Genomic DNA, 23,030 nt, shown 5'->3' with positions numbered 1-23,030 from the left:
GTTTAGTTTCCTGTCGGTGGTCGTGTGGTGGTGCGGGACATGCCGCGGAACTCGGCGATGGCGGTGTCGCCGTCGTACAGCGTGACGTCGGAAAGCCCGTTCCTGCCCCAGGTGTGGCGCTCGCGGGCAACCCCGCGGATAGTGCGGCCGATCTTCGCGGGCGCGAGGTAGATCATCTCGGATTGCGCGCTGACGGTCGGGTCGGTGCGCCGCGAGTTGCACGCGCCACCGAACAGCGCGTCGGCGAACGTGAACAGCACGCCACCTTGGCAGACGCCGAACCCGTTGGCGTGGCGCGCCTCCACCGTGAACTCGCCCTCGGCCAAGCCGGGCTCGAGGCGTGTGATGGTCGCGCCGAGGTACTCCAAGGTGGCGTCGTTGTCGAACATGGACTTCGCGTGCTCGAGGTCGGGGGTGAACTCCACCGACGGGGCGTAGCGCTCGTACATCCTTTTTCCTTCCCGTATGCGTGAAGCCGGGGCAGCGCAAGTGCTGCCCCGGCTGAATCTGTCCGCCGAACCGTGGCGGTTACGCCTGGCCCTCGAAGAGGGTGGTCACGGAGCCGTTTTCGAAGATCTCGTGGATCGTCTTGGCCAGCAGCGGCGCGATCGACAGCACCGTGAGGTTGCTCCAGCCTTTGGTGTCCTGCGGCAGGGTGTCGGTGGTGATGACTTCCTCTGCGCCACAGTCGCTGAGGCGCTCGCGCGCCGGGTCGGAGAACACGCCGTGGGTGCAGGCGATGACCACGGACTTTGCGCCGGCCTCCTTGAGCACGCCGACGGCGCCAGCGATGGTGCCGCCGGTATCGATCATGTCGTCCATGAGGATGCAGTCCTTGCCGTCGACGTCGCCGACGACGCGGTTGGACACGACCTTGTTCGCGGCGTCGATGTCGCGGGTCTTGTGCACGAACGCCATGGGGGCGTCGCCGAGCATGTTGGCCCACTTCTCGGCCGACTTCACGCGGCCGGCGTCGGGGGAGACCACCACGAGGTTGTCCAGCGGGTAATTGGACTTGATGTAGTCCACCAGGATCGGCTGGGCGTGCATGTGGTCCACCGGGCCATCGAAGAAGCCCTGGATCTGGTCGGTGTGCAGGTCCACGGAGACGATGCGGTCCGCGCCGGCGGCGGTGAGCAGGTCCGCGATGAGGCGAGCGGAGATCGGCTCGCGGCCGCGGTGCTTCTTGTCCTGGCGGGCGTAGGGGTAGAACGGCAGGATCGCGGTGATGCGCTTGGCGGAGCCGCGCTTGAGCGCGTCGATCATGATCAGCTGTTCCATCAGCCACTTGTTCAGCGGCTGGGCGTGGGACTGCATGACAAAGCAATCCGCGCCGCGGACGGACTCTTCGAAGCGGATGAAGATCTCGCCGTTGGCGAAGTCGCGCGCGGTGGTGGGCACCAGCTCGATGCCGAGCTCCTTGGCCACGGCTTCTGCGAGGGCCGGGTGGGCGCGTCCGGTGAATACCTTGAGGTCTTTGTGGCTTTCGGTGGAGTAACCAGTCATGTAATTAACCCTCTCGCTTCGCGTTTTTTGCTGCTTCAGCCGCTTCAGTGCCCGGGCGGCGGTCTTCCACCCAGCCTTCGATGTTGCGCTGGCGGCCTTCCTTGATGGCGAGCGCGCCAGCGGGCACGTCTTCGGTGACCACTGTACCCGCGCCGGTGTAGGCGCCATCACCGATGTTCACCGGCGCGACGAACATGGTGTCGGAGCCGGTGCGGCAGTAGTCGCCGATGGTGGTGTGGTGCTTGTTTACGCCGTCGTAGTTGGCGAACACGGAGCTTGCGCCGATGTTGGAGTGCTTGCCCACGGTGGCGTCGCCGATGTAGGTCAGGTGCGGCACCTTGGAGCCCTCGCCGATCTTGGCGTTCTTGGATTCGACGAAGCCGCCGAGCTTGCCGCGGGCGCCGAGTTCGGTGCCGGGGCGGATGTAGGTGAACGGGCCGACGGTGGCTTCCTCGCCGATCACACCGAGTTCGCCCTGGGTGCGCACGACGGTGGCGCGGGCGCCAACCTCCATGTCGGTCAGGGTGGTGTCAGGGCCGATTTCCGCGCCGTCGCCGATGACGGTGGAACCCCACAGCTGGGTGTTCGGGTGGATGACCACGTCGCGGCCGATCTCTACCTCGACGCCGATCCAGGTGGTGTCCGGGTCGATCACGGTCGCACCGCCTCGCATCGCCTTCTCGACGAGCCTGCGATTGAGCTCCTTGCCAGCCTCCGCCAGCTGCACCCGGTCGTTCACGCCGGCCAGCTCGCGGGAGTCGGGGGCGGTGAAGGCGGTGACCCGGAGGCCGTCGCCACGCGCGATGCCCAGCACATCGGTGATGTAGAACTCGCCCTGGGCGTTGTCCGGGGTGACGCGCGTGAGCGCATCGCGCAGCACCTTGCCGTCGAAGGCGAACACGCCGGAGTTGACCTCGCGGACCTTGCGCTGCTCCTCGGTGGCGTCCTTTTCCTCCACGATCTCGAGTACGTCCCCGGCCTCGCCGCGGATGATGCGGCCGTAGCCGGTGGGGTTGTCGAACTCGAGCGAGAGCACGGTCACCGCGGCGTGCTCGGACTCATGCTTCTCCACGAGCGCCTGCAGGGTCTCCGGAGTCAGCAGCGGCACGTCGCCGTTGGTGACCACCACGGTGCCGTCGAAGTCCGGGATGGCGGACAGGCCCACCTGCACGGCGTGGCCGGTGCCGTTTTGCTCCTCCTGGATAGCCTGGCGGATTTCCACGTGCATCTGCTCGGCGATCTGCTCCACGGCCGGGGCGACCTGGTCGCGCTGGTGGCCGACAACCGCGACGAGATGGTTCGGGTGTACACCGGCGGCCGCGTGCAGGGAGTGGGACAGCAGGCTGCGCCCGCCGATTTCGTGCAGCGTCTTCTGCCGGTCGGACTTCATGCGGGTTCCGGCGCCGGCCGCAAGCACGACAACGGCACGTTCGAAGTGGGTAGGCACTCGAATGCTCCTTGTTTTATGGGATGTGTAGCGGGTTTTTGTCGGCAACCAGCATAACGCCTAGGCAGCGGTCGCCGAGACTTCTTTCAGGTTCCGCGCGCCGACCACGCCGGCGTAGCCGACAACAGCCAGGAAGATCAGCGCGGCCTGGGGCCCGAGCACCGCGATCGCGGACGACACCGCGCCGACAACCAGCAGCACCACGCCCATGACGGTGTTGGAGGCGCCGGTGATCATGGTGCGCTTGTCGCCGTCGGCCATGTCCACCAGGTAGGTCTTGCGGCTCACGCGCACTGCGGTGTGGGCGAGGTTGACCAGGAAGAAGCCCAGGGGCATGACCCAGGCGTTCACCCCGGCAGGCGCGAAGCGGGCGCTGAGAACAAGGGCGACGATCACGGTCGAGGCCACACCCGCGGCCCAGGCCATCGTGCTTTTCGACGACCTGTCGGACAACCTGCCCGACACCCTGCCTCCCAGAAGCGACGCGCCGCCGGAAGCGATGATGAACGCGCCAAGGCCGGTCAGGTCCGCGCCCTCGTTGCCGGCCATGACCACAATGAACGGGGTGGACAGCGCGGTGACCAGCATCAGCGAGCGCACCACGAGAAACTTCTGCAGGTCGCGGTCGCCCTTGACTAGCGCCCACATGTCCTTCATGCTTTGGCCGTCTTTGGACTCCGGTTCAGCCTCTGGTTCGTCGATACCTCCAAAGACCAGCGACGCCAGCGCCCACATTGACGCGCCCACGGCGAGTAGCGCGGCGATCGCCCACTGCGGCAGGTTGTTGGGCAAAAACGTGAGAATCAGGCCGATCGCAAGTGTGAACCCGCCGGCCAGGGCAGTCGCGCGGCCGGTGATGTCGCCACGGCGACCCTTGGAGATCGTCCGGCCCTGCACATCTTTGCCGGCCAGCGAGCACAGGGAACGGAACAGCGCATGGGCGGCGAGCAAGAGCAGGATGACGGCGCCGAGCGGAGCGCCGTCGAGAAGCAATGCACTCAACGCGATAAGGCCCGCGGCGGCGGCTTGCCCCCACGAACCGATGAGCCACACGCGCTTGCGGGAGCGCCTCGAGGTCACCCACGGGCTCAAAAACGCCTGCGGCAGCATCGAGCCGGATTCGCGGATGGGCACGAGAAACGAGGTCAGCACCGCCGGCACGCCCGCGGAGCCGAAGAGCCACGGCAGCACCGTCTTCGGCGCGACGAGCTGGTCGCCAATGTTTTGCAGGCCGTTTGACCAGACGAACCGGCGTGCGTTGCGTTCCTCGCGTTGATCGTTAGACATACAGCGGATAGTAGGGTCGAAAGAGAGTATCAGCGAACCGGGAGGCGCACATGGCAATGAGTAGACGCACATTTTTCAGGGGCACACTACTTGCGACGGCGGCGCTGGCCGCGGCGGCCACGGGTACGGCGTGCTCGACGTCCTCGCAGACAAAACCGCTGGGTGCGGACGAAAAGGCGCGCCCGCTTCGCATCCCGCCGCTGTACGAGGGCGAGCTTGACGGCAACGTGCGCCGTTTTGAACTGACCGCGCAGGAAGGCGAGTTCGAGATCGTGCCCGGCACGATGACTAGGACCTGGGGCTTCAACGGCCCGTACCAGGGGCCGACGCTGTACATGCGTCGCGGCGAGCAGATCGACATGACGGTGCACAACGAGCTGCCGGAGCCGACGGTTGTGCACTGGCACGGCCTGCACCTGCCGGCCGCCGCCGACGGTGGGCCGGCGCTCATGTTCGACCCGGGCGAGTCCTGGTCGCCGTCATGGACCGTGGACCAGCCGGCGGCAACCTGCTGGTACCACCCGCACCCGCACGAAAAGTCCGCCGTACACGCCTACCGCGGACTGGCCGGGGGCATCGTGCTTGACGACGACGATTCCGCCTTCCCCGGCCTCCCCAATGAGTACGGGGTAGACGACATCCCCGTGATCATCACCGACGCCAACTTCACCGAAGACGGCCAGCTGGACGAGGACAACGGCTGGGTCGGCTCCACCGTGATGGTCAACGGCATGACCAAGCCGCGCTTCGAGGCGACCACGCGGCGTGTGCGCCTGCGCGTGCTCAACGGTGCGACGATGCGTTTCCACCACCTGTCCTTCGGCAAACCGTTCCACGTGGTGGCCACGGACCAGGGCTTCCTGGACGCCCCGGTTGAGGTCGACGGCGTGCTGCTCAGCGCTGGCGAACGCGTGGAGATCGTGGTGGATCTCGAGCCGGGCAAGGACCTGAAGCTACGCAGCGACGGCCTTCCGGACCTGGGCGGCATGCCTGACCGGGAGACCGCGGAGATGTTCGGCTTCACCGACAAGTTCGACTTGCTCGAAATCGCCGCGCCTGCCGACGACGCCCCCGAGGTACCCGAACTTGCGGATTTCCTGGTGCCGTTCGAGGTGCCTGACGTGGAATCGGTCGAGGTGGAGCGCGAGTTCCGCCTCAACGGTGTGGAGATCAACGGCAAGACCATGGACATGACGCGCGTGGACTTCACCGTGGACCACAGGGACCCGGAGATTTGGCACGTGACCAACGAGAACGAGGACATGGCCCACAATTTCCACATCCACGACGCGCGTTTTGCAGTTATCGGCGTGGAAAACGGCGAGCTAGAGTTCACCACCGGCTGGCACGACACCATCACCGTCCCGCCGCTGGCTACGGTGAGCCTGCTTGTGCAGATGGGCTACTACCCAGACCCGAGTCTGGCGTACATGTACCACTGCCACATGCTCAACCACGAGGACCAGGGCATGATGGGCCAGTTCGTCATCGTGGAGCCTGGCCAGGAGGCGGACTTGGATCTGCCCGCCGGGCACGGTGGGCACTAGGCGGGATCAGCCGCGCACGTTGTGGCCGATGACTGCTGGCAGGAGCAGGGGAGCGTCGCCGAGCAGCGCTTTGAGGTTGCCGTCGCGCTCCACTGCGCTAGTCACGGTACGGACCTTCGACCCCGACTTGTCGCGTCCACGGCCCCGGTTGGCGCCAGCAGCCATGGGGCCCGCAGCGAAGGCGCCGCCGCGCGCGCCCTGGCCGTGTTGGCTGCCCGCACCGTGCGCCCCAGCGGCGGCGTAAGCAGACCCCGCGCCGTGCGCGCCGGAGCCCCCGTATCCACCGGCTCCGCCAGTGCCAGCGCCAATGGCGCCGCCAGTGCTCGTGCCGCCGATACCTGAGCGCATGCCGTTCGCACCCTGACCTGTTCCGGCTCCAGCGCCGGCGTTTGATCCAGCTCCAGCACCTGTTCCGGCACTGATGCCGGTTCCGAGCGCCGCACCGCCGCGCTGGCTTCCGGGGACGCCGTTCGCGCTAGCGCCGGCACCGAGACCGCTCGCACCAGCGCCGAGACCACGGCCGTTGGCGAAGCCGCCACCGACACCGGTGCCGGTACCGCCTGCGCCCAGGCGGGCGCTGTTGGCAAGCCCTGCGCTGGTGTTTTGACCAGAAGCTGCGCCGCGGCCTCCCGCGACGGCGTTGCCCGGTGCGAGACCGAGACCGGCGGTGCCGGTGCCGGCGCCGGCGTTGGCCTGGTGCGTGCCGCTGATTCCGCCGATGGAGGGGGTGAGCGGATTGGCGGGGGACGCGGGAGTGCTCGTCGCTAGGCTGCCTGCTGCTGAAGGGGCAGGTGGGGCGAGTACCGCAGAGGCGGACTGGGTGGGAGCCGCCCCTGCAGCGATGCGCTCGAAGGTTTCCGGGGTGGGGCGGCCGTATTGCTGGATGACCTCCGCCGGCGACTTCGCGTGCGCGAGGTCGCCGTAGCCGCGGCTGGTCAGCACGTCACGCAGCCCGGGCGGCAGCTCAGTCGGCGTGTATGACGTTGTGGCCGGGGCGGGCACATCGGTGCTGGCGTACGGCGTCGACGGAAGCTTGCCCGCCTCAGGCAGCAGGCGGTTAAACGCTGGAATTGCCGGCTGGAGCCCGGAAGTGACGCGAGTGGAATACGAGCTGAGGTAATCCGATTCGATCTGCGCCTTAATCTTCGGATCCTCCGCCGCGTTGTAGGCGGCAGCGGCTGCGGAAGCGTACATACTCTCTGAGTCAGCCGCCATGCCAAGCGCCTCCGTGTGATTGGCGAGCGAACGCGAGTTAGCGACGTATTCCAAACCCGCATTCTGGATCTGGGTGACCTTCTTCATCGCCTCTTGGATCCAGATCGTGTCCGCCGACGAGCTCAGCGCGTGGTGGACACCGTTGAGCTCATCCATGGCGTCCGCGATGAGCTGAGCGTTGGAAGTCCAAAAGTCCGATGCCGAGTACGCCAAAGACGTATTCGTGAGGTTTAGGTTCATTTCCGCGCCGAGCAGCGACGACTCCGACGCGGAAGACACGGCCGCGTTGTCGAACGTGTTGGTTTTCGGGTCCGCAGCCTTGAGCTGTTGGAAGCCCTGGGCGTACATCGGCGTTAGTGCAGCAGCTGGGCCGCCGAGCGGCGCGAGCAGGGACCCCATCATTCCGGAGAACGACTCATCCGTCTGTTTCGTGTTGGTCAACGCCAGCCACAGGTTGTCCGCGGTGTGCTTCAGATACAGGGCGATGGCTTGGTTGGCCTCCGGAGCCCGCTCGTCACCGATCGGGCTGAGCCGCTCGCCCGCCTCGTCCAAACCTCCCGCGTCGGAGAACCCGGAGAGGGAAGTCGCATTCCCAGTCCAGCGATTTGCTTGGAGACGCTCAGCAGTCGTTCTGAGTAAATTAATTCCACTCTCGACTCCCGCGGTATCAAGTTCGATTTTCATTTACCCACCCTTTCGTAGACCTAACACTTTGGAGGCTAGATCGGGAAATGAGGGTGGGGAAGAGTTTGTCCACTGAAATGAGCAAACTACAAAGCAGATGATACTTCAGCTAAGGCTTCAAGGGCTGCGATTGCTTTAACGCAGGTATCGTCCTGAGAGTCGTATCCTTCGAAACCTGGAACAGCTGCGATTATGCCTCCGCGTTGGGTATCTACTTGTGCAAAACAATCGGGGCCCGCCCCGCTTCGCGAGCCATGGGTGTAAAGCATCGGCAGTCGGTCAGATTTATGTCCCAAGAGGTTTCCGATTTCTTCGATGCTTCTGCGGCTCGCGTTGTTGTTCATGAAACCAACCTGGAATTTTCCATCCTCCCAAACTTCGCACGCACTCAAACCACGCGTCAGCCCCGCGTACTCCTCGGGGATCGGCTCGACGTTGTCGAAGCCCGCGGCGGCGAATTCTTCGGGCGAGATTTCGGTGCAGGGGTCGAAGATGTTGTCGCCGAGGGTGTAGGGGTCGAAGTCGCCGATTTCGAGGGTGCCGCTCTTGAAATGGAAAGCGGCGGGAGCATCGGCAGTTCCGCTAGCAGAACCACCGGCGGCTTCGGCGCTGTGCTCGTTGTTCGCGTTGGCGGTGGGGGCCGGAGGGGCGTCGATAGGCAAAGGCTCCGAAGCGCACCCCGCAAGTACCCCGCATGCCATGAGCCAAGCGATGTGGCGTTTCATGTACCCCTCCAATAAAAAGCTTCCCCACCAGGACTCGAACCTAGAATGACGGTACCAAAAACCGTAGTGTTGCCGATTACACCATGGGGAATAGCACCGCTGATTGTAGACCAGACCCGCCAACTGCCAAAGACGGGGTTAACACTACGACGCTCTAAGCTAGGTCGCATGGCTCGTAGGCGAATGACAGCACCCCAGCGCAGAGATCAACTGATCGGTGTGGGGCGGCGAGCATTCGCTGAGCGCGGGCTCGATGGCATTTCCATGGAGGAGATCGCGGCGCGCGCCGGGGTGTCCAAGCCTGTGGTGTACGAGCATTTCGGCAGCAAGGAGGGCCTCTACCAGGAGGTTGTCCGGCTGGAGATGGCTCGGCTGGAGCGCACGATTACGTCGAATATTCAGGCCGGCCCGTGGCGCGACCGCATTGAGCGCGGCGTGCTGGCGCTGCTTACTTACGTGGAGGAGGAAACGGACGGGTTTGTCATCCTCGCGCACGGGCAGCTGCCGGGGGAGGGGCGGACGTACTCGACGATCCTCAATCGCGTCACCGCCGAGGTGAGTTACCTGCTGGGAGAGGCGTTTAAGCACCGCGGGCTCGACGAGTCGATGGCGGGGCTGTACGGTCAGGCGCTTGTCGGCACCGTCTCCAATTCGGCGCTGTGGTGGCTGGACGAACGCACGCCCGACAAGCACACCGTGGCGGCCCACATTTCCAACCTGTGCTGGAACGGCTTGCGGGGGATGGAAGCGCAGCCGCGCGTGTACGGAAGCGGCAAGGCGAGCGACGAGACAAGCGGTGAAACCGCAGAGAAGGATGCGTAAGACACATGACTGAAACCACCCCGCCCGTGCTGGGCGGTTTGCTCACCGCGGCGCTGACGGACCCGAAGTTGAAGGGCTTGGTCACCCACGTGGGCGAGGATTCGTTGCACGTCACGGGCATTGACCAGGTGCGTTCCTGGGCGGCGGGTGCGATTGCGCGCGAGACGCCGGTGCTGCTTGTCACGGCAACGGGCCACGAGGCGGAGGACCTCGCCGCGGAGCTCAAGGCCATTTTGGGTGAGGAGAAGGTCGCGCAGTTCCCGGCGTATGAGACGCTGCCGCACGAGCGTCTTTCGCCGGCACCGGACATTGTGGGGCGCCGCTCGAAGGTGCTGTGGGACATGCCGCGCGTGATCGTCGCTGCGGCGCGCGCGGTGTGCCAGCCGGTGCTGCCGCCGGCGGAGCCTATCAGCGTCGCGGTGGATGAGGAGCACGACTTCGAGGCGTTGACAGCGAAGCTGGTGCACTTCGCGTACAACCATGTGGATATGGTGGCCTCGCGCGGCGAGTTCGCCACCCGCGGCGGCATCATCGATGTGTTCCCGACCACCGCGCAAAACCCGGTGCGTATCGAGTTCTGGGGCGATGAAGTCACCGACATCCGTTCCTTCGCGGTCGCGGACCAGCGCACCATTGAGGAGGTGCGCTCGGTCGAGCTGCACCCCGCGAGGCAATTGCTTATCGACGACACCGTGGCCGCCAAAGCCGACGAACTCGCGCGAAAGTTCCCCTCGAACCCGACCCTGTCGTCGCTGCTTGCCCGCATTTCGGAGAAGCAGCCGGCGGACGGCATGGAGGCGCTTATCCCGGCGCTGACGGACAAGCAGTACTCGGTGCTGCCGGAGCTAATGCCCGCCGGCTCCGTGGTGCTGGTGACCAACCCGGAGAAGGTGCGCACCCGCATCGCCGATTTGGAGGCGACGGACCGCGAGTTCCTCGAGGCCGGCTGGGAGGCCGCCGCCATGGGCGCCGAGGGGCCTGTGGTGGTGGAGGGGCTCGACGTCTCCGCCTCGTCGTACCGCTCCTACGAGTCGCTGGAGGTCTCCGCGTCCAAGGCCGGCAACGCCTGGTGGACGTTTGCGCCTCCCGGCATGTTCGCCGCCGACGACGCGGAGACGCTGCCGCTGGAGTTCGAGGCCGCGCCCGCGCCGAAGGGCGACCCGAAGGCGATCGAGCAGTTCTACGCCACGCTCAAGCTGCACATCGGGCAAAACCACGGCAAGGTCGCGTTCGTCGCGCCTGCGAAGGGCACGATCGACCGCATGGCGGAGCGCCTGCGCGAGCACGGCGTGTCCGCGCGCGTGGCCACACCAGGACTCGAACCTGTCGAGGGTGCGGTGACTCTGTACCAGGCGCTGTCGCACGCTGGCCTGGTCTTCGGCGGGCCGAACCTGGTCGTGGTCACCGAAACGGACGTCACCGGCAACCGCGTCGGCGATATTGCAGGTGCTAAACGACGCGCCCCGCGCCGCCGCAACCGCGTCGACCCGCTCGCGCTGCAGCCGGGTGACTTCGTGGTGCATGACACTCACGGCATCGGCAAGTTTGTGAAGATGGCCGAACGCACCGTCAAGGCCGGCGACGAGGACTCGCGCCGTGAATACATCGTGTTGGAGTACCAGCCTGCCAAGCGCGGACAGCCCGGCGACCAGCTGTGGGTGCCAATGGAGTCGTTAGACCTGCTGAGTAAGTACACCGGGGGCGAGAAGCCGTCGCTAAGCAAAATGGGCGGCTCCGACTGGAAGTCGACGAAGCGCAAGGCGCGCGCCGCGGTCCGCGAGATCGCTGGTGAGCTGGTGGAGCTCTACGCCAAGCGCCAGGCCGCGCCGGGCCATGCGTTCGCGCCGGACACCCCGTGGCAGCACGAGATGGAAGACGCCTTCCCGTTCGTGGAGACCGAAGACCAGCTCACCGCGATCGAGGCCGTGAAGTCGGACATGGAAAAGCCCACGCCAATGGACCGCGTCATCGTGGGCGACGTGGGCTTCGGCAAGACCGAGGTCGCCGTGCGCGCCGCGTTCAAGGCGGTCCAAGACGGCAAGCAGGTCGCCGTGCTCGTGCCCACAACGCTTCTGGCCCAGCAGCACTTCTCCACGTTCAGCCAGCGCATGGACGGCTTCGGCGTGACCGTGCGCGAACTGTCGCGTTTTACCACCGCCGCCGATTCGAAGAAAATCATCTCCGGGCTTGCGGACGGCTCGGTGGACGTCGTCATCGGCACCCACCGCCTGCTGCAAACGGGCGTGCAGTGGAAGAACCTCGGCCTGATCATCGTGGACGAGGAGCAGCGCTTCGGCGTGGAGCACAAGGAGCACATCAAGGCGCTCAAGTCCCACGTGGACGTGCTCACCATGACCGCGACGCCGATCCCGCGCACGCTCGAGATGTCGCTGACCGGCATCCGCGAGATGACCTCGATTACCACCGCGCCGGAGGACCGCCACCCGGTGCTGACCTACGTCGGCCCGCAGGAGGACAAGCAGGTCGCCGCCGCGATCCGCCGCGAACTGCTGCGCGACGGCCAGGTCTTCTACATCCACAACAAAGTCTCCGACATTGAAAAGACCGCCCGCCAGCTGCGCGAGCTGGTGCCAGAGGCGCGCATCGTGGTCGCCCACGGCCAGATGAGCGAGCAAGTGCTCGAGCAGACCGTCCAGGGTTTTTGGAACCGCGACTACGACGTCATGGTTTGCACCACCATCGTGGAGACCGGCCTGGACATCGCCAACGCCAACACCCTGATTGTGGAAAACGCCCAGAACATGGGCCTTTCTCAGCTGCACCAGCTGCGCGGGCGCGTGGGGCGCTCCCGCGAGCGCGCCTACGCGTACTTTTTGTACCCGAAGGACAAAACGCTCACGGAGACCTCCTACGACCGCCTGGCCACTATCGCCCAGAACAACGACTTAGGTTCCGGCATCGCCGTGGCGCAAAAGGATCTGGAGATGCGCGGCGCCGGCAACGTGCTGGGCGCCGAGCAGTCCGGCCACATCGCCGGGGTGGGCTTTGATATGTACGTGCGCTTGGTCAGCGAGGCCGTGGAGACCTTCAAGGGGCTCATGAGCGGCGAGCCTGTCGACGCCACCGACAAGGGCCCCAAGGAAATCCGCGTGGACCTGCCCGTGGACGCGCACATCCCGGAGACCTACATCAACTCCGAGCGGCTGCGCCTGGAGGTCTACCGCAAGCTCGCGGAAGCGCGCGACGACGCCGCCCTTACAGCCGCCGCCGACGACATGATCGACCGCTTCGGCGCCCTGCCAACGGAGGTCGAGCACCTCATGGCCGTGGCGCGGCTGCGTAACCAGGCCCGCGAGGTGGGGGTTTCCGACATCCTCACCCAGGGCAGCCGCATCAAGCTGCACCCGGTGGAGCTTCCGGACTCCAAGCAGGTGCGCCTGAAGCGCCTGTACCCGGGCGCGAACTTCCGTGCCGCGGCGAAGGCGCTGCAGGTGCCGATGCCGCGCGAAGGCGGCGCGAAGCGCGCGCTGAACGCGCCGAACCTGCGCGACCTGGAGCTTTTGCAGTGGGTTGCGGACTTCATGACGGAGATGCTCGACGCCCCGAAGATCTCCGTCGCGGGAGATGCGGCGGATTCTGCGGCCGCAGACAAGGCGCCGAAGAAGAAGGTGTTCTCCGTCAGCGAGTAGGCGGACCGGGGGCGGCGCCGGGCGGCCCAGGGCCCCAGCCCCACAGCCTCTTTGCGCTGGATCCAGCTATCAGGACCCAGCTAATCGCGATTTTTCGGCGATTATCGAGGTCCTACTAGCTGGATCCGCGAAGGTGCGAGGCGAGGGGGCGGGGAGCGGAGGGGACCTGGCTACCTAGAAGAACTGCGGCAGGATCAGCAGCATGCCGATGCTCCACGTCAGGTGCGCCGCGATGGGGGAGTAGAGCCTGCCGGTCTTCACGGACTCGTAGTAGGTCACCGCCCCCAGCGCGCCGGCGGCGAACACAAGCAGCGGCACGCCCATTACGCAGGTGACCAGGCAGTACGCCAGCGTGGACCACACGCCGGCCTGCACCACCGACTGGCCCATGCCCCGCAACTGGCGCGGCACCACGTCGCGGAAGACCATCTCCTCGCCGGCACCGTTGACCACGAGCACCAGCAGCGTCAGGAAGTACCCGCCCTTGTTCGGGGTCTGCAGCAGCTCCGCGGCCGGGCCGGCGAGCAGCGGGATGTGCTGCACCACCAGCGCGCCGAGGACGAACACTACTGCGAGGGAGGCGCCGATGAGGGTGCCCCGGAGGACGTCGAGAAGCTTGCGGGGCCCCGCGAACGCCTCGCGGTCACCCCACAGCCACCAAGCCAATGCGTAGACCACCGCCGTAAACGCGGTGGCCCAGTAGAAGCCGGGGGTGCCGTCGCCGGCGCGACGCGCGAGAAAGAGACCGAGTGCGCCGAGCGCGCACGGCACCAAAAACAACCATTGCCTGGTCACGTGGGGTCTTTGTCCGTCAACTTCCGCAAACACGGAAGCCAAGGTTACCGGCCCGCAGACCAAGCATCTTCGGTGGCTACTTCACGGAGAAAGTGATCATCTCGGTGTCGTCCGGCTTGCCGCGGTAGCGGCCGTCGTCGCCGGGGAAGTTGTTGTCCAACGCGGTGAGGTAGCGGCCGTCTTCCAGCTGGATGATGGTCTCGACACTGAGCAGCGCGAATTGGAACGGGTCGCCGACGCCGTAGGCGCGGGCGTCGGAAACCATGCCGATCTTGCCCGGGTTGGCAATGTTGAGCAGGTCCGCCATCAGGTCCTTCTGCAGCGTGGAGCCAGCTTTCGCGTCCGCGAAGTCTTTTACCTCGAAGACCTTCTTCAGCTGGGCCTCCGAGCCGAGGAAATCGTCGCGTTCGAGCATGAGCAGGCGCCCGTCCTTGGTCAAAAATGCGTCGCCAATCAGCGCGTCGTCATCTTCTGCGAGGTAATCCCAGGTCTTGCCGGTGTACTTTCCGGTTTCGGTGTCGAACTGGGAGATCACGCGCACGCGCTTGTCGGTGGCATCGTCGAGGTAGCCCTCGAAGATCGGGTAGAGGTAGCGGCCGTCGGTGGCCATGGCCTCGAAGCCCTTGGAGTTGCGGAGGTTTGGCTCTTCTTCGGAACCCAACGTCGGGTTGGACGGGCTCTTGACGTCCGGGTAGGCGTACGGGGCGTCGAGAAGTGTGCCGTCCTTGTCCACGTGGAGGATGTAGGGGCCGAACTCTTCGCCGACCCAGAAGGTGCCGTCCGCGGCCTGCACGAAGGACTCAGGGTCGAAGTCCGCGCCGGTAAGCAGGCGGTCCTCGGTGTCGTTGTTGACGATGTCCCAGGAAATCTTGTTGTTCGGGTCCTTCAGCGAGACGTAGTCCAGCACTTCGATGCCGCCGGTGTCCTTCGGGTCCTTCGCGGTAACCGCGGTCTCCCAGTTCGGCTTCACCGTGTAGATGCGCAGCAGGAAGTCCGAGGAGTTCTGCTTCGAGCCGAAGCCATTGTCCGGCAGCGCGAAGAACTCGCCCTCACCCTTCTCGATGATGCCGGAAAAGCCCGGGATGACCTGGCCCTTGAACGGGTGGGTCTGCCCGTTGCCGTCGAAGGCGTCCTTGCCGGAGTCCGGGCCGGGCGCCTGGTAGAGCGCCGAGAGCTTCGCGCGGCCGTCAAGGACGGGGCCTTCCGCATCAGGTGCCGTCTGGGTCGGGGCAGTAGCCTGGTTGCTGGACCCGGTGCCCTCGGAGCTTCCGCCGGCGGCAGCGCCGATCGCGCCGCCGACAAGGCCGCCGACGACGAATGCGCCTGCGACTGCAGCGATGATCTGCTCGAGGTTGAGGTTTTTAAAGATCTGATCGAGCGGGGAGGGGAGATGAATATTCATGGGCTGTAGCCTTTTTAATCGCTTGCGGGTGGACACGAAACTCAGAAGATGCTGAGATGTCGCACAGCGAGTGTAAGGCCACGCGGCCGGCTCTGCTCGGTGAAAATGAGCTGGCGGATTGCGGTTTGCGGGCGGCGGGGAAGTACGATGTTTCCCCGTCGCCCCTATAGCCCAATTGGCAGAGGCAGCGGACTTAAAATCCGCCCAGTGTCGGTTCGAGCCCGACTGGGGGCACCACTACACGGCGGTGTAGCCGCCGTCGGCGAGGTGGTACGAGCCGTTGACAAACGATGCGTCGTCGGAAAGCAAGAAGCTCACCACCGCCGCGATCTCTTCCGGCTTACCCAGACGGCCAGCAGGATGCTTATCGACGAGCACCTGGCGGGCCTCGCCCTGCGCCCGCTGAATCAGCGGCGTGTCTATGTAGCCAGGCCCCACACTGTTGACCCGGATGCCGGTGGCGGCGTAGTCCGCGGCCAGCGCCTTGGTCAGCCCCACCACGCCGTGCTTCGCGGCGGTGTAGGCCTCGATGCCACCTTCGCGGCCCACGGAGCCGTGGATGGAGGCCATGTTCACAATCGCGCACTGTTCCGTGTTGCCCTGCGCGAGGAACTGTTTGAGCTGGTAGTGGCAGCCGTAGGCCACGCCGGACAGGTTGATGGCGATGACCTTGTCCCAATCGGCCAGATCCTTGTCTGCCAGCGGGGTGCGATCGCCTACGCCCGCGTTGTTCACTGCGAGGTGCAGCGCGCCGAACGTGTCCACGGCGAACTGCACGGCCGCTTCGTTGTCTTCCTTGCTGGTCACATCTTGCCGGAACGCGGCCGCGGCACCGCCGTCCGCTTCGATCGCGGCGGCGACGTCCTTGGCGGCGTCTTCGTTGATGTCGGCGACCACAACCTTCGCGCCCTCACTGGCGAGACGCTTAGCGATGGCCTCGCCGATTCCGGAGGCACCGCCGGTGACCAGCGCAACCTTGTTGTCAAACTTGCTCATGACTGCTCCTTGACCTTCCATGGGATGAGATGCAGCCAAAGTGTAAGCAGCCACCGACCCTTGTGGGGCCAGTTTTGGGAAGCTACTTCTTCGCCGCGCTGAGCGCTGCCTTGATCAGCGGGATCTGCAGCGGCAGGCGTCCGATGGAGATGATCTGTTTCTGCCAGGGCTCATCGCGCCACTGCCACGCCATCTGGAAATTCGCCGGCCACACCGCCGTCAAAAGGGCCGCGGCGAACTTGCCGCCGGCCGCGCGGGTTGTGGGATTCGCCAGCAGGGCAGCGGCCGTGAGCTCGGCCGCGCCGGAGACGTACGTGTAGGTGCGTGCGGAGCCGGGGAGAGCGTCGGGCACGATGCCGTCGAAAGGCTGCGGCTTTGCAAAGTGGAGCACGCCCGCGCCTGCGAATAAAGGGATGAGGAACTTTTGCAACGGTGTCATTGGCCCGAGCCTACGCCCGGGCCCCGGTTACAACGCGCGGGCGACCTGGTCGGCCACGAAGGCGGACCCGGCGCGGGAGGGGTGCAGGGCCATGTTGTAGCCAGCCGTGGTGGTGTCGATGAGTCCCGCGACCCAGCGGTCGGCGTCGCGGGCGCAGGTGCTGTGATCGGTTGAAAGAGAGCGAATGTCGATGAACGTCGCGCCTACCTGGGCGGCGAATGCGCGCTGATAGTTCTGGGTGCGCTGCTCCCACTGCCGCACCCGGGGTGCGGGGACGCCGAGCGGGGCGTTCGGCGCGACGTTGATCAGGCAGACTCTCCCGGCACCGTCTGTGACCGAGAGCATTCCTGGGATGAGGATTTTGGCCCGGGGTGCGGCGGCGCGCACCTTGGCCACGGCCTCGTGCATGTTGCGGAAGTAGTCGTCGCGCACCGCGGTAGCGTTGTACGGGGTGCCTGGGGAGTCGATAAGCGGGCGCCAGTGATCGTTGAACCCGACCGCTAGCGTCACCGCCCGGGTGTTGGCGTTGAGGTCGCCGGCGCGCACCGCGTGGTCGATATGCCCCAGTAGGTTCGCAGATTTGTGGCCGGTGCACGACCAGTCCGCGACGTTGAGGCCGGTGCGTGCTTGGAGCTGGCGCGGCCAGTTGTCCGGGCCTTGCAGGCACCATGCCTGGCTGGGGTAGGAGGCGACCAGCCGCTCCGAAGATCCCGAGGAAAGCTGCGAACTTCCCGTGACGTTGAGCGCGGAGTTGCGGTACTGGTCCGGGTTTGAGGTGAACGAATCGCCGAAAACGACCACGTTGCCAGCCGGCTGGGCAGTGGCAGGCGTGATTGTGGCGGCGACTACGGTCGCGCACGCGGCAATGCCGACAGTGACTTTATGGAGCAAAGCCTTCATTCTGTTGACACTACCTGGCGTCGGGATGATCTCGCGGGGATCGCCCTGCTCGCGGATAATTGGGAGCTTCTCGCTCAAGCAGGCCACGCTGCGCTCGCGCCACCACGCGGCGGTGCGGCCGAGTGGTCGGGGCCGGAGGTGTCGTCGATAAGCACACCCGTAGCCTCCCCGCGCGAAGCCGCCCACGCCAGCGAAGATCGTCGCGGAACCAAACAAGGGTGGTGGGCGCGTGCGACTCCGTTCAGTAGAGTTAAGGCCATGACTGATCGTATGAATGTGGAATCCTTCAATCTCGACCACACCAAGGTAGCCGCCCCGTTCATCCGCCTTGCGGATCGCAAGGAGCTGCCCGCAGGTGACACGCTGGTGAAGTGGGACATCCGCTTCAAGCAGCCCAACGCCGAGCACCTGGAGATGCCGGCGGTGCACTCGCTGGAGCACATGTTCGCCGAGCACGCCCGCAACCACGCGGACAATGTCATCGACTTCGGCCCGATGGGCTGCCAGACCGGCTTCTACCTCATGCTTTCCGGCGACGTCGCCGAGGCTGAGGTCGCCGAGCTGGTGGAAAAGACACTCACCGACATCACGAACGCTAACGAGGTGCCGGCCGCCAACGAGAAACAGTGCGGCTGGGGCGCAAGCCACGACCTGGAGGCCGCCAAGCGCGAGGCGCAGGCGTTTTTGGACAAGCGCGACGAGTGGGGCACCGTTTTTAAGTAGTCGGGTCCACGACCCGGATTTCTAGCGGCGCGGTGCGCAGGCGGTAGACGCCTGGCGCCGCGTCGAACGTTGCGAGCAGCTCGTGGGCGAACGCGTCGGTGGCGGGGACGATGATGTGGCTATCCGTGAGCTCTGCTGCACGGGCCTGCGGGTTCAGCAGCAGCCACGTCTCGTCGTTGAGCAGCGCGAATGACCTTCCGTGCAGCAGCCGGTGGCGCGCGGCGCGGATCAACGCGCGCGCAGCCGCCGGGTCCAGGTCCACGCGGCCTGCGGCGTCGACTTCGAGGTAGCGGGCATGCATCGCGCCTATCGACGACCCTTCGTCCGCCACCGTATCCTCCAACAATGCCCGATCCTGCGCGTCAGCGCTGAGTGGTTCGCGGTCCGTTGAGGTAAGCCCCAGCGGCACGCGGTCGCCGACAAAGGCGGCGAACTTCAACGGGTCCCAGGACAGCATCTGGTCCACGTCGTCGCCGTTGATGCCGACCGCGTAGGTGAACCGGATCAGGCCGGTGGGCCCGTCCAGCACGCCGAGGACCGGGTCGGTGACAAAGACGAAGCCGGTGAGCGTGCCGCGCGGGTTGTCCAACACGAGGTAGTGGCCCGGCTCGATGTCGTCGCGGGCTGCGCGGGCGAGCAGGCGGGCCGGCCACTCGTCGGGAAGCGCAGGCGTGCCCGGCACACGCAACGTGAGCTCCGTCTGGGTTCCCGCGGACGGCTGGGAAGACTCCACGCGGGACTTGCCGTAGGTGCAGTACAGCACGTGGGGGACAGGCTCGGGCAACACATACGCGTGGACCTCCAAGTTGCGGTAGGAAAACACGTACGCGTCCGTGCCGCCAGCGGCCTGCGCGATGTGGCCACGCACCACCTCGCCGCCGGTTCTGGGGCCGCGGCGGACATTGTCGAGCACTCCCATAAAGCCCACCATATCCCCGGCGAGCTGAGGGAAGCGTTTAGCTGATACTCCGCCTGTGGGAACCTTTTTGGTAAGTGTGGCGTTATACCCCGTGAACTCTTGGACCAAAACCCCATTGGAAAGGAACTGTGCGACGTGAGAAGCACTAACCCCGTTCTGCGCAATATTCCGGGGGCGGATGCGGACAACGGCTACCAGGCCGGCCACACCGCAACGCTGCCGGGGTACGCGCCCGAAATTGATCAGCAACGCCCGATGACGGTGGACGACGTGGTGACCAAGACGGGCATCACCCTCGCCGTGATCATCGCGTTCGCCGCCGTGAACTTCGGCATCTTCCTCACCGGCAACCCGCAACTCGGCGTCATTCTGACAGTCGTCGGTGCCATCGGCGGCTTCATCGTCACCCTTGTCAACGCGTTCCGCCGCGAGTTCGGCTCGAAGACGTTGACGCTGCTGTACGCCGCGTTCGAGGGCCTGTTTCTCGGCGGATTCTCCCTGACTGTCTCCGGCTGGTTCACCGTCGGCGGCGCGGATGCCAGCCAGCTGATCTTCCAGGCCATCCTGGGCACGGTCGGCGTGTTCATCGGCATGCTCGTGGTGTACCGGCGCGGTGCGATCCGTGTGACCCCCCGCTTCAACCGTATCCTCACCGGCCTGATCTTCGGTGTGGCCATCATGGCGGTGGGCAACCTCCTGCTGGCAATCTTCGCTGGCATTTCCCCGCTTCGCGACGGCGGCACGCTGTCCATCATCTTCGGCGTGGTCTGCGTCGTGCTGGCAGCACTGTCCTTCCTGCAGGACTTCGACCTGGCCGACAAGCTGGTCCGAACTGGTGCGCCGGAACGCGCTTCCTGGGGTGTCGCCCTGGGCCTGGCCGTGACCCTGGTGTGGCTCTACACCGAAATCCTGCGCCTGCTGTCCTACTTCAACGACCGCTAGGCCCGCGGCAAAAAGCGCCTCGCTTCCGGATCAGCTCCGGGGCGAGGCGCTTTGCTATGCGCACGGTGGCTTAGTAGTTGTTGTCCGGCACGACCGACTGGCCGTCGACAGAAACGGTGGTGAACACCGGCTTGCCATCGACGATCTCCGGATTGCCCAGCACAACCTTCACGTCCTCTTCGCGGTTGTCCGGAGAGACAACGACGCGGGTGCCGGTGCCCTCAGCGAGGTCCTCACCCCACTGCTCCCAGACGATGTTCTCCAGGAAGTCGTCCTGGTTGGCGCAGTCCACCGTCAGGCGGTCCGGGCGCACCAGGTCGGTGGCGCCGCAGTTATTGAACACCGGGGCTGCAGCGACGGCGGCCTCGGCGGTCTCCTGCTCCTGCACGGCGTTCGCCTCGGTGACGTTGGTCGCCGTCGCGGTGCTGGTGGCGGTGGTCGCGGTGCCGGCGCCCTTCAGGGAGTTCGGATCCTGAGTGGTGGCGGTGTCGACCTTCTCGGAGGAGGGGTTCTCGTGCGGAGGGGTGCAGCCTGCCAGGGCGATAGCTGCCAGGGCGGCGACGCCGGCTACTGCTTTGCGGGAAGAGGTGGCAATCACAGGAATGGTCCTTCTGTTTTGAAAAAGAGAAAAGTACTGGCTACTTCGCGCGGGGCGTGGAGGCCTTGACTGAATCATACGGCTCGGCGGAGACGATGGTGACGGAAATCTCGCGGCCGTTCGGGGCGGTGTACTTGCGGGTTTCACCCTCGGAAGCGCCGACGACGGCCGCGCCGAGCGGGGACTGCTCCGAGTACGTCTCCAGATCTGCGTTGTCGGTAGACGCCGCGCGGGTGCCGATGAGGAAAGTCTCGCGGTCGTCCTTGTCGCCGTCGTAGTAGACGTGCACGACGGAACCGACGTGGGCGACACCTTCGACGATGCCGGTGCGTTCAGTGGTGGAGTTGGACAGGATCTCGGAGATCTGCTTGATGCGCGCCTCCTCCTGGTCCTGCTGCTCGCGGGCTGCGTCGTAGCCGGCGTTCTCCTTGAGGTCGCCCTCCTCGCGGCGCTCGTTGATTTCGGCCGCGATGGCGGGGCGGTTGTCAATGAGCTGCTGCAGTTCGGCCTCGAGCTTGGCCTTCATTTCAGGAGTGATGTACTGCTGCTGGGATTCAGCCATAGGGGTCTAAACCTTCCCTGATACGTGAAATCGGCCCGCCGCTCGCGGGCCAATGTGTGCAGATATACAGCCGGAAGATTACCACACGCGACTCAGGCGGTTTTCGCTAGCGTGCTGCGTAGAAGCTGCTCTCCGGGTCCATGTAGAAGGGGAGATTTTCGGAGCAGCCGTAGATGCGCCCCGACACCAGCGGCTCGCGCAGCGGCAGGTCCACGGCGATGCGGGAGTGCTCCTCACCGTTAGCGGGCAGGACTACCTCGCGTCGTCCTACCTCCGCGTGCGAGTAGTCCACGGCTGTGACGATGCAGTATGCCGGCGTGTCCGGGTTTTTGCGGCTCACGTCGATCCACAGGCGGCCCGTTTCGTCGTCGATATGCTCCTGCGAAATGAATTCGGCGCGGACCGGTTGGTTGAAGCGCTCCATGATCGTGCGGGCGCCGACGAACAGTAGGCCAAGCATGAGCAGCGCGGCTACAACCGCCACCACTTTGCCGCCGGTGGAGCCGCCGGAGCCGCGTTTGCGGCCGTATCGCTCGGCGGGGCGGGGAGAGGTTGCGGTGCTCACAGAAACGGCTCCTTGCAGGTGGTAAGGACTTTAGCGTCGATGGTACTAAGATGGCGCGGAGGTACAGAACTGACCCCTACGAAAGTTGGATTGATCGAGTGACCGGGTTGCGTCTCATGGCCATTCACGCCCACCCAGACGACGAGTCCTCCAAGGGCGCGGCCACCATGGCCAAGTACGCCGCGGAAGGCAACCGCGTCAAAGTCGTCACTTGCACTGACGGCCGCCGCGGCGACGTCCTCAATCCGGCCATGGACCGCCCCGGTGTGCTGGACAACATCCTCGAGGTGCGCCGGGAGGAGATGGCGCGTGCCGCGGCCGCGCTCGGTGTCGAGCATGTTTGGCTGGGCTACGAGGATTCCGGGCTGCCGGAGGGCGACCCGCTGCCGCCGTTGCCTGAAGGGTCGTTCGCGGTGCAGGACCCGGAGGAGGTCGCGGTGAAGATCGTGGAGCAGATCCGCGAGTTCCGCCCGCACGTGATCATCACCTACGACGAAAACGGCGGCTACCCGCACCCGGACCACCTGATGGTGCACGCGGTCTCCATGATCGCCTGGGAGCGCGCTGGCGACCCGAAGTTTGCGCCCGGCACCGGCGAGCCGTGGACGCCGCTGAAGCTGTACTACTCGCACGGCTTTATCCTGCAGCGCATGAAGCTTCTGCAGGAGCGCCTGATTCAGCGCGGGAAGAAGAGCCCGTACGAGCTGATGATCAAGCGCTGGGAGGAAAATGAAGGCGACGTATTCGACCGTGTGACCACTCAGGTGGAGTGCGCCGGCTACTTCCAGCAGCGCGCCGAGGCGCTTACTGCGCACGCCACGCAGATCGACCCCGCCGGTGCGTTCCTGGCCAGCCCGGTGGAGGACCAGCAGGACGTCTGGCCCACCGAGGAGTTCGAGCTCGCCGCGTCCAGGGTGGAGACCACCTTGCCGGAGACGGATCTGTTCGCCGGCATCGAAGCAGGCCCCGAAGCAGGCACCGAGGAGGAAAACTAAATGACAACGTTTACTGTCGCGGCGGCGAACGCCGCGAACTTCGTGCTCGCCCAGAACCCGGGCGAGACCCCGGTTGGTCCGGATTTCGGCAAAGCCTCGCCGGTCGGCCTGCTGCTACTGGTGGTCCTGGCAATCGTGGTGCTGTTCATCGGGTGGTCGTTTCACCGCCGCTTCTCCCGGTTCAAGCGCCGCCAGGCGTTTGCGGAGGCCCGTGGGATCGACCCGTTCGATGAGAAAGCGATCGATGAGGCCATGGAGAAGGCCGGTGTGAAGGACCAGCGCAAGAAAAACGCTTTTTAGCTGGCTAGAAT

The 23,030-nt window shown here is 65.5% G+C and carries 22 protein-coding genes and 1 tRNA gene; 8 read left to right on the top strand and 15 right to left on the bottom strand.

What is annotated here, in order from left to right; all coding sequences use genetic code 11:
• Nucleotides 1–2: 2 nt before the first annotated feature.
• The 4 genes from QP996_RS03840 to QP996_RS03825 form a co-directional block, all read right to left on the bottom strand.
• Nucleotides 3–449: a hotdog fold thioesterase gene (locus QP996_RS03840; protein WP_284871327.1), complete on the bottom strand. Its 447-nt coding sequence runs from the start codon at nt 447–449 to the stop codon at nt 3–5.
• Nucleotides 450–528: 79 nt separating this feature from the next.
• Complete coding sequence (locus QP996_RS03835; RefSeq protein WP_284871326.1) at nt 529–1,506, bottom strand: ribose-phosphate diphosphokinase; 978 nt, start codon at nt 1,504–1,506, stop codon at nt 529–531.
• A gap of 4 nt (nt 1,507–1,510) precedes the next feature.
• On the bottom strand, nt 1,511–2,953 hold the full coding sequence (gene glmU, locus QP996_RS03830) for a bifunctional UDP-N-acetylglucosamine diphosphorylase/glucosamine-1-phosphate N-acetyltransferase GlmU (RefSeq protein WP_284871325.1): 1,443 nt from the start codon (nt 2,951–2,953) through the stop codon (nt 1,511–1,513).
• 60 nt (nt 2,954–3,013) lie between these two features.
• Nucleotides 3,014–4,240: an MFS transporter gene (locus QP996_RS03825; RefSeq protein ID WP_284871324.1), complete on the bottom strand. Its 1,227-nt coding sequence runs from the start codon at nt 4,238–4,240 to the stop codon at nt 3,014–3,016.
• A 56-nt stretch (nt 4,241–4,296) separates the two neighbouring features.
• On the opposite strand from QP996_RS03825, the gene QP996_RS03820 reads away from it, so the two are divergent.
• The gene (locus tag QP996_RS03820; protein WP_284871323.1) at nt 4,297–5,787 is read left to right on the top strand and encodes a multicopper oxidase family protein; all 1,491 of its coding nucleotides are present in this window, start codon (nt 4,297–4,299) and stop codon (nt 5,785–5,787) included.
• Nucleotides 5,788–5,793: 6 nt separating this feature from the next.
• On the opposite strand, the gene QP996_RS03815 is transcribed toward QP996_RS03820, so the two are convergent.
• On the bottom strand, nt 5,794–7,554 hold the full coding sequence (locus QP996_RS03815) for a hypothetical protein (RefSeq protein ID WP_284871322.1): 1,761 nt from the start codon (nt 7,552–7,554) through the stop codon (nt 5,794–5,796).
• Between the two features lie 218 nt (nt 7,555–7,772).
• Nucleotides 7,773–8,411: a DUF3558 family protein gene (locus QP996_RS03810; protein WP_284871321.1), complete on the bottom strand. Its 639-nt coding sequence runs from the start codon at nt 8,409–8,411 to the stop codon at nt 7,773–7,775.
• Between the two features lie 168 nt (nt 8,412–8,579).
• Between QP996_RS03810 and QP996_RS03805 the strand changes: the two genes are divergently transcribed.
• Together QP996_RS03805 and mfd are read left to right on the top strand one after the other, a co-directional pair.
• On the top strand, nt 8,580–9,233 hold the full coding sequence (locus QP996_RS03805) for a TetR/AcrR family transcriptional regulator (protein ID WP_284871320.1): 654 nt from the start codon (nt 8,580–8,582) through the stop codon (nt 9,231–9,233).
• A 5-nt stretch (nt 9,234–9,238) separates the two neighbouring features.
• Nucleotides 9,239–12,883: a transcription-repair coupling factor gene (gene mfd, locus QP996_RS03800; protein WP_284871319.1), complete on the top strand. Its 3,645-nt coding sequence runs from the start codon at nt 9,239–9,241 to the stop codon at nt 12,881–12,883.
• Nucleotides 12,884–13,057: 174 nt separating this feature from the next.
• Here the strand turns inward: mfd and QP996_RS03795 are convergent, their stop codons facing one another.
• Complete coding sequence (locus QP996_RS03795; RefSeq protein WP_284871318.1) at nt 13,058–13,711, bottom strand: CPBP family intramembrane glutamic endopeptidase; 654 nt, start codon at nt 13,709–13,711, stop codon at nt 13,058–13,060.
• Between the two features lie 43 nt (nt 13,712–13,754).
• Nucleotides 13,755–15,080, bottom strand: a complete 1,326-nt coding sequence (locus QP996_RS03790; RefSeq protein ID WP_284871317.1) for an esterase-like activity of phytase family protein — start codon at nt 15,078–15,080, stop codon at nt 13,755–13,757.
• A 160-nt stretch (nt 15,081–15,240) separates the two neighbouring features.
• On the opposite strand from QP996_RS03790, the gene QP996_RS03785 reads away from it, so the two are divergent.
• Nucleotides 15,241–15,317: transfer RNA gene (locus QP996_RS03785), tRNA-Leu, on the top strand.
• Here QP996_RS03785 and QP996_RS03780 read toward each other — a convergent pair.
• The 3 genes from QP996_RS03780 to QP996_RS03770 all read right to left on the bottom strand — a co-directional run bounded on the left by QP996_RS03780 (nt 15,318) and on the right by QP996_RS03770 (nt 17,415).
• Nucleotides 15,318–16,076 carry an SDR family NAD(P)-dependent oxidoreductase gene (locus tag QP996_RS03780; protein WP_284871316.1) on the bottom strand — a complete coding sequence of 253 codons (759 nt, stop codon included), beginning with the start codon at nt 16,074–16,076 and terminating at the stop codon, nt 15,318–15,320.
• Nucleotides 16,077–16,158: 82 nt separating this feature from the next.
• Nucleotides 16,159–16,515: a DoxX family protein gene (locus QP996_RS03775; RefSeq protein ID WP_284871315.1), complete on the bottom strand. Its 357-nt coding sequence runs from the start codon at nt 16,513–16,515 to the stop codon at nt 16,159–16,161.
• A 27-nt stretch (nt 16,516–16,542) separates the two neighbouring features.
• Nucleotides 16,543–17,415, bottom strand: coding sequence for a GDSL-type esterase/lipase family protein (locus QP996_RS03770; RefSeq protein WP_284871314.1), 873 nt, complete (start codon nt 17,413–17,415; stop codon nt 16,543–16,545).
• 258 nt (nt 17,416–17,673) lie between these two features.
• Here QP996_RS03770 and QP996_RS03765 point away from each other — a divergent pair, with 258 nt between their 5' ends.
• Nucleotides 17,674–18,138, top strand: a complete 465-nt coding sequence (locus tag QP996_RS03765) for an S-ribosylhomocysteine lyase (RefSeq protein WP_284871313.1) — start codon at nt 17,674–17,676, stop codon at nt 18,136–18,138.
• Here QP996_RS03765 and QP996_RS03760 read toward each other — a convergent pair.
• Nucleotides 18,131–19,057, bottom strand: a complete 927-nt coding sequence (locus tag QP996_RS03760; RefSeq protein ID WP_284871312.1) for a suppressor of fused domain protein — start codon at nt 19,055–19,057, stop codon at nt 18,131–18,133. The genes QP996_RS03765 and QP996_RS03760 overlap by 8 nt on opposite strands.
• Before the next feature lie 135 nt (nt 19,058–19,192).
• On the opposite strand from QP996_RS03760, the gene QP996_RS03755 reads away from it, so the two are divergent.
• Nucleotides 19,193–19,999, top strand: a complete 807-nt coding sequence (locus QP996_RS03755) for a Bax inhibitor-1/YccA family protein (RefSeq protein WP_284871311.1) — start codon at nt 19,193–19,195, stop codon at nt 19,997–19,999.
• 70 nt (nt 20,000–20,069) lie between these two features.
• Here the strand turns inward: QP996_RS03755 and QP996_RS03750 are convergent, their stop codons facing one another.
• The 3 genes from QP996_RS03750 to QP996_RS03740 form a co-directional block, all read right to left on the bottom strand.
• The gene (locus QP996_RS03750; RefSeq protein WP_284871310.1) at nt 20,070–20,597 is read right to left on the bottom strand and encodes a hypothetical protein; all 528 of its coding nucleotides are present in this window, start codon (nt 20,595–20,597) and stop codon (nt 20,070–20,072) included.
• Nucleotides 20,598–20,637: 40 nt separating this feature from the next.
• Nucleotides 20,638–21,159, bottom strand: a complete 522-nt coding sequence (gene greA, locus QP996_RS03745) for a transcription elongation factor GreA (RefSeq protein WP_284871309.1) — start codon at nt 21,157–21,159, stop codon at nt 20,638–20,640.
• Nucleotides 21,160–21,265: 106 nt separating this feature from the next.
• The gene (locus QP996_RS03740; RefSeq protein ID WP_284871307.1) at nt 21,266–21,724 is read right to left on the bottom strand and encodes a DUF4307 domain-containing protein; all 459 of its coding nucleotides are present in this window, start codon (nt 21,722–21,724) and stop codon (nt 21,266–21,268) included.
• 98 nt (nt 21,725–21,822) lie between these two features.
• Between QP996_RS03740 and mca the strand changes: the two genes are divergently transcribed.
• Complete coding sequence (gene mca / locus QP996_RS03735) at nt 21,823–22,719, top strand: mycothiol conjugate amidase Mca (RefSeq protein ID WP_284871305.1); 897 nt, start codon at nt 21,823–21,825, stop codon at nt 22,717–22,719.
• Nucleotides 22,720–23,019: a hypothetical protein gene (locus QP996_RS03730; protein ID WP_284871303.1), complete on the top strand. Its 300-nt coding sequence runs from the start codon at nt 22,720–22,722 to the stop codon at nt 23,017–23,019.
• Nucleotides 23,020–23,030: the final 11 nt, after the last annotated feature.

Source organism: Corynebacterium sp. MSK008 (assembly GCF_030232585.1).
Lineage (GTDB): Bacteria > Actinomycetota > Actinomycetes > Mycobacteriales > Mycobacteriaceae > Corynebacterium.
Note: the sequence above shows the minus strand (reverse complement) of the source record. Positions and strands in the feature narration are given on the sequence as shown.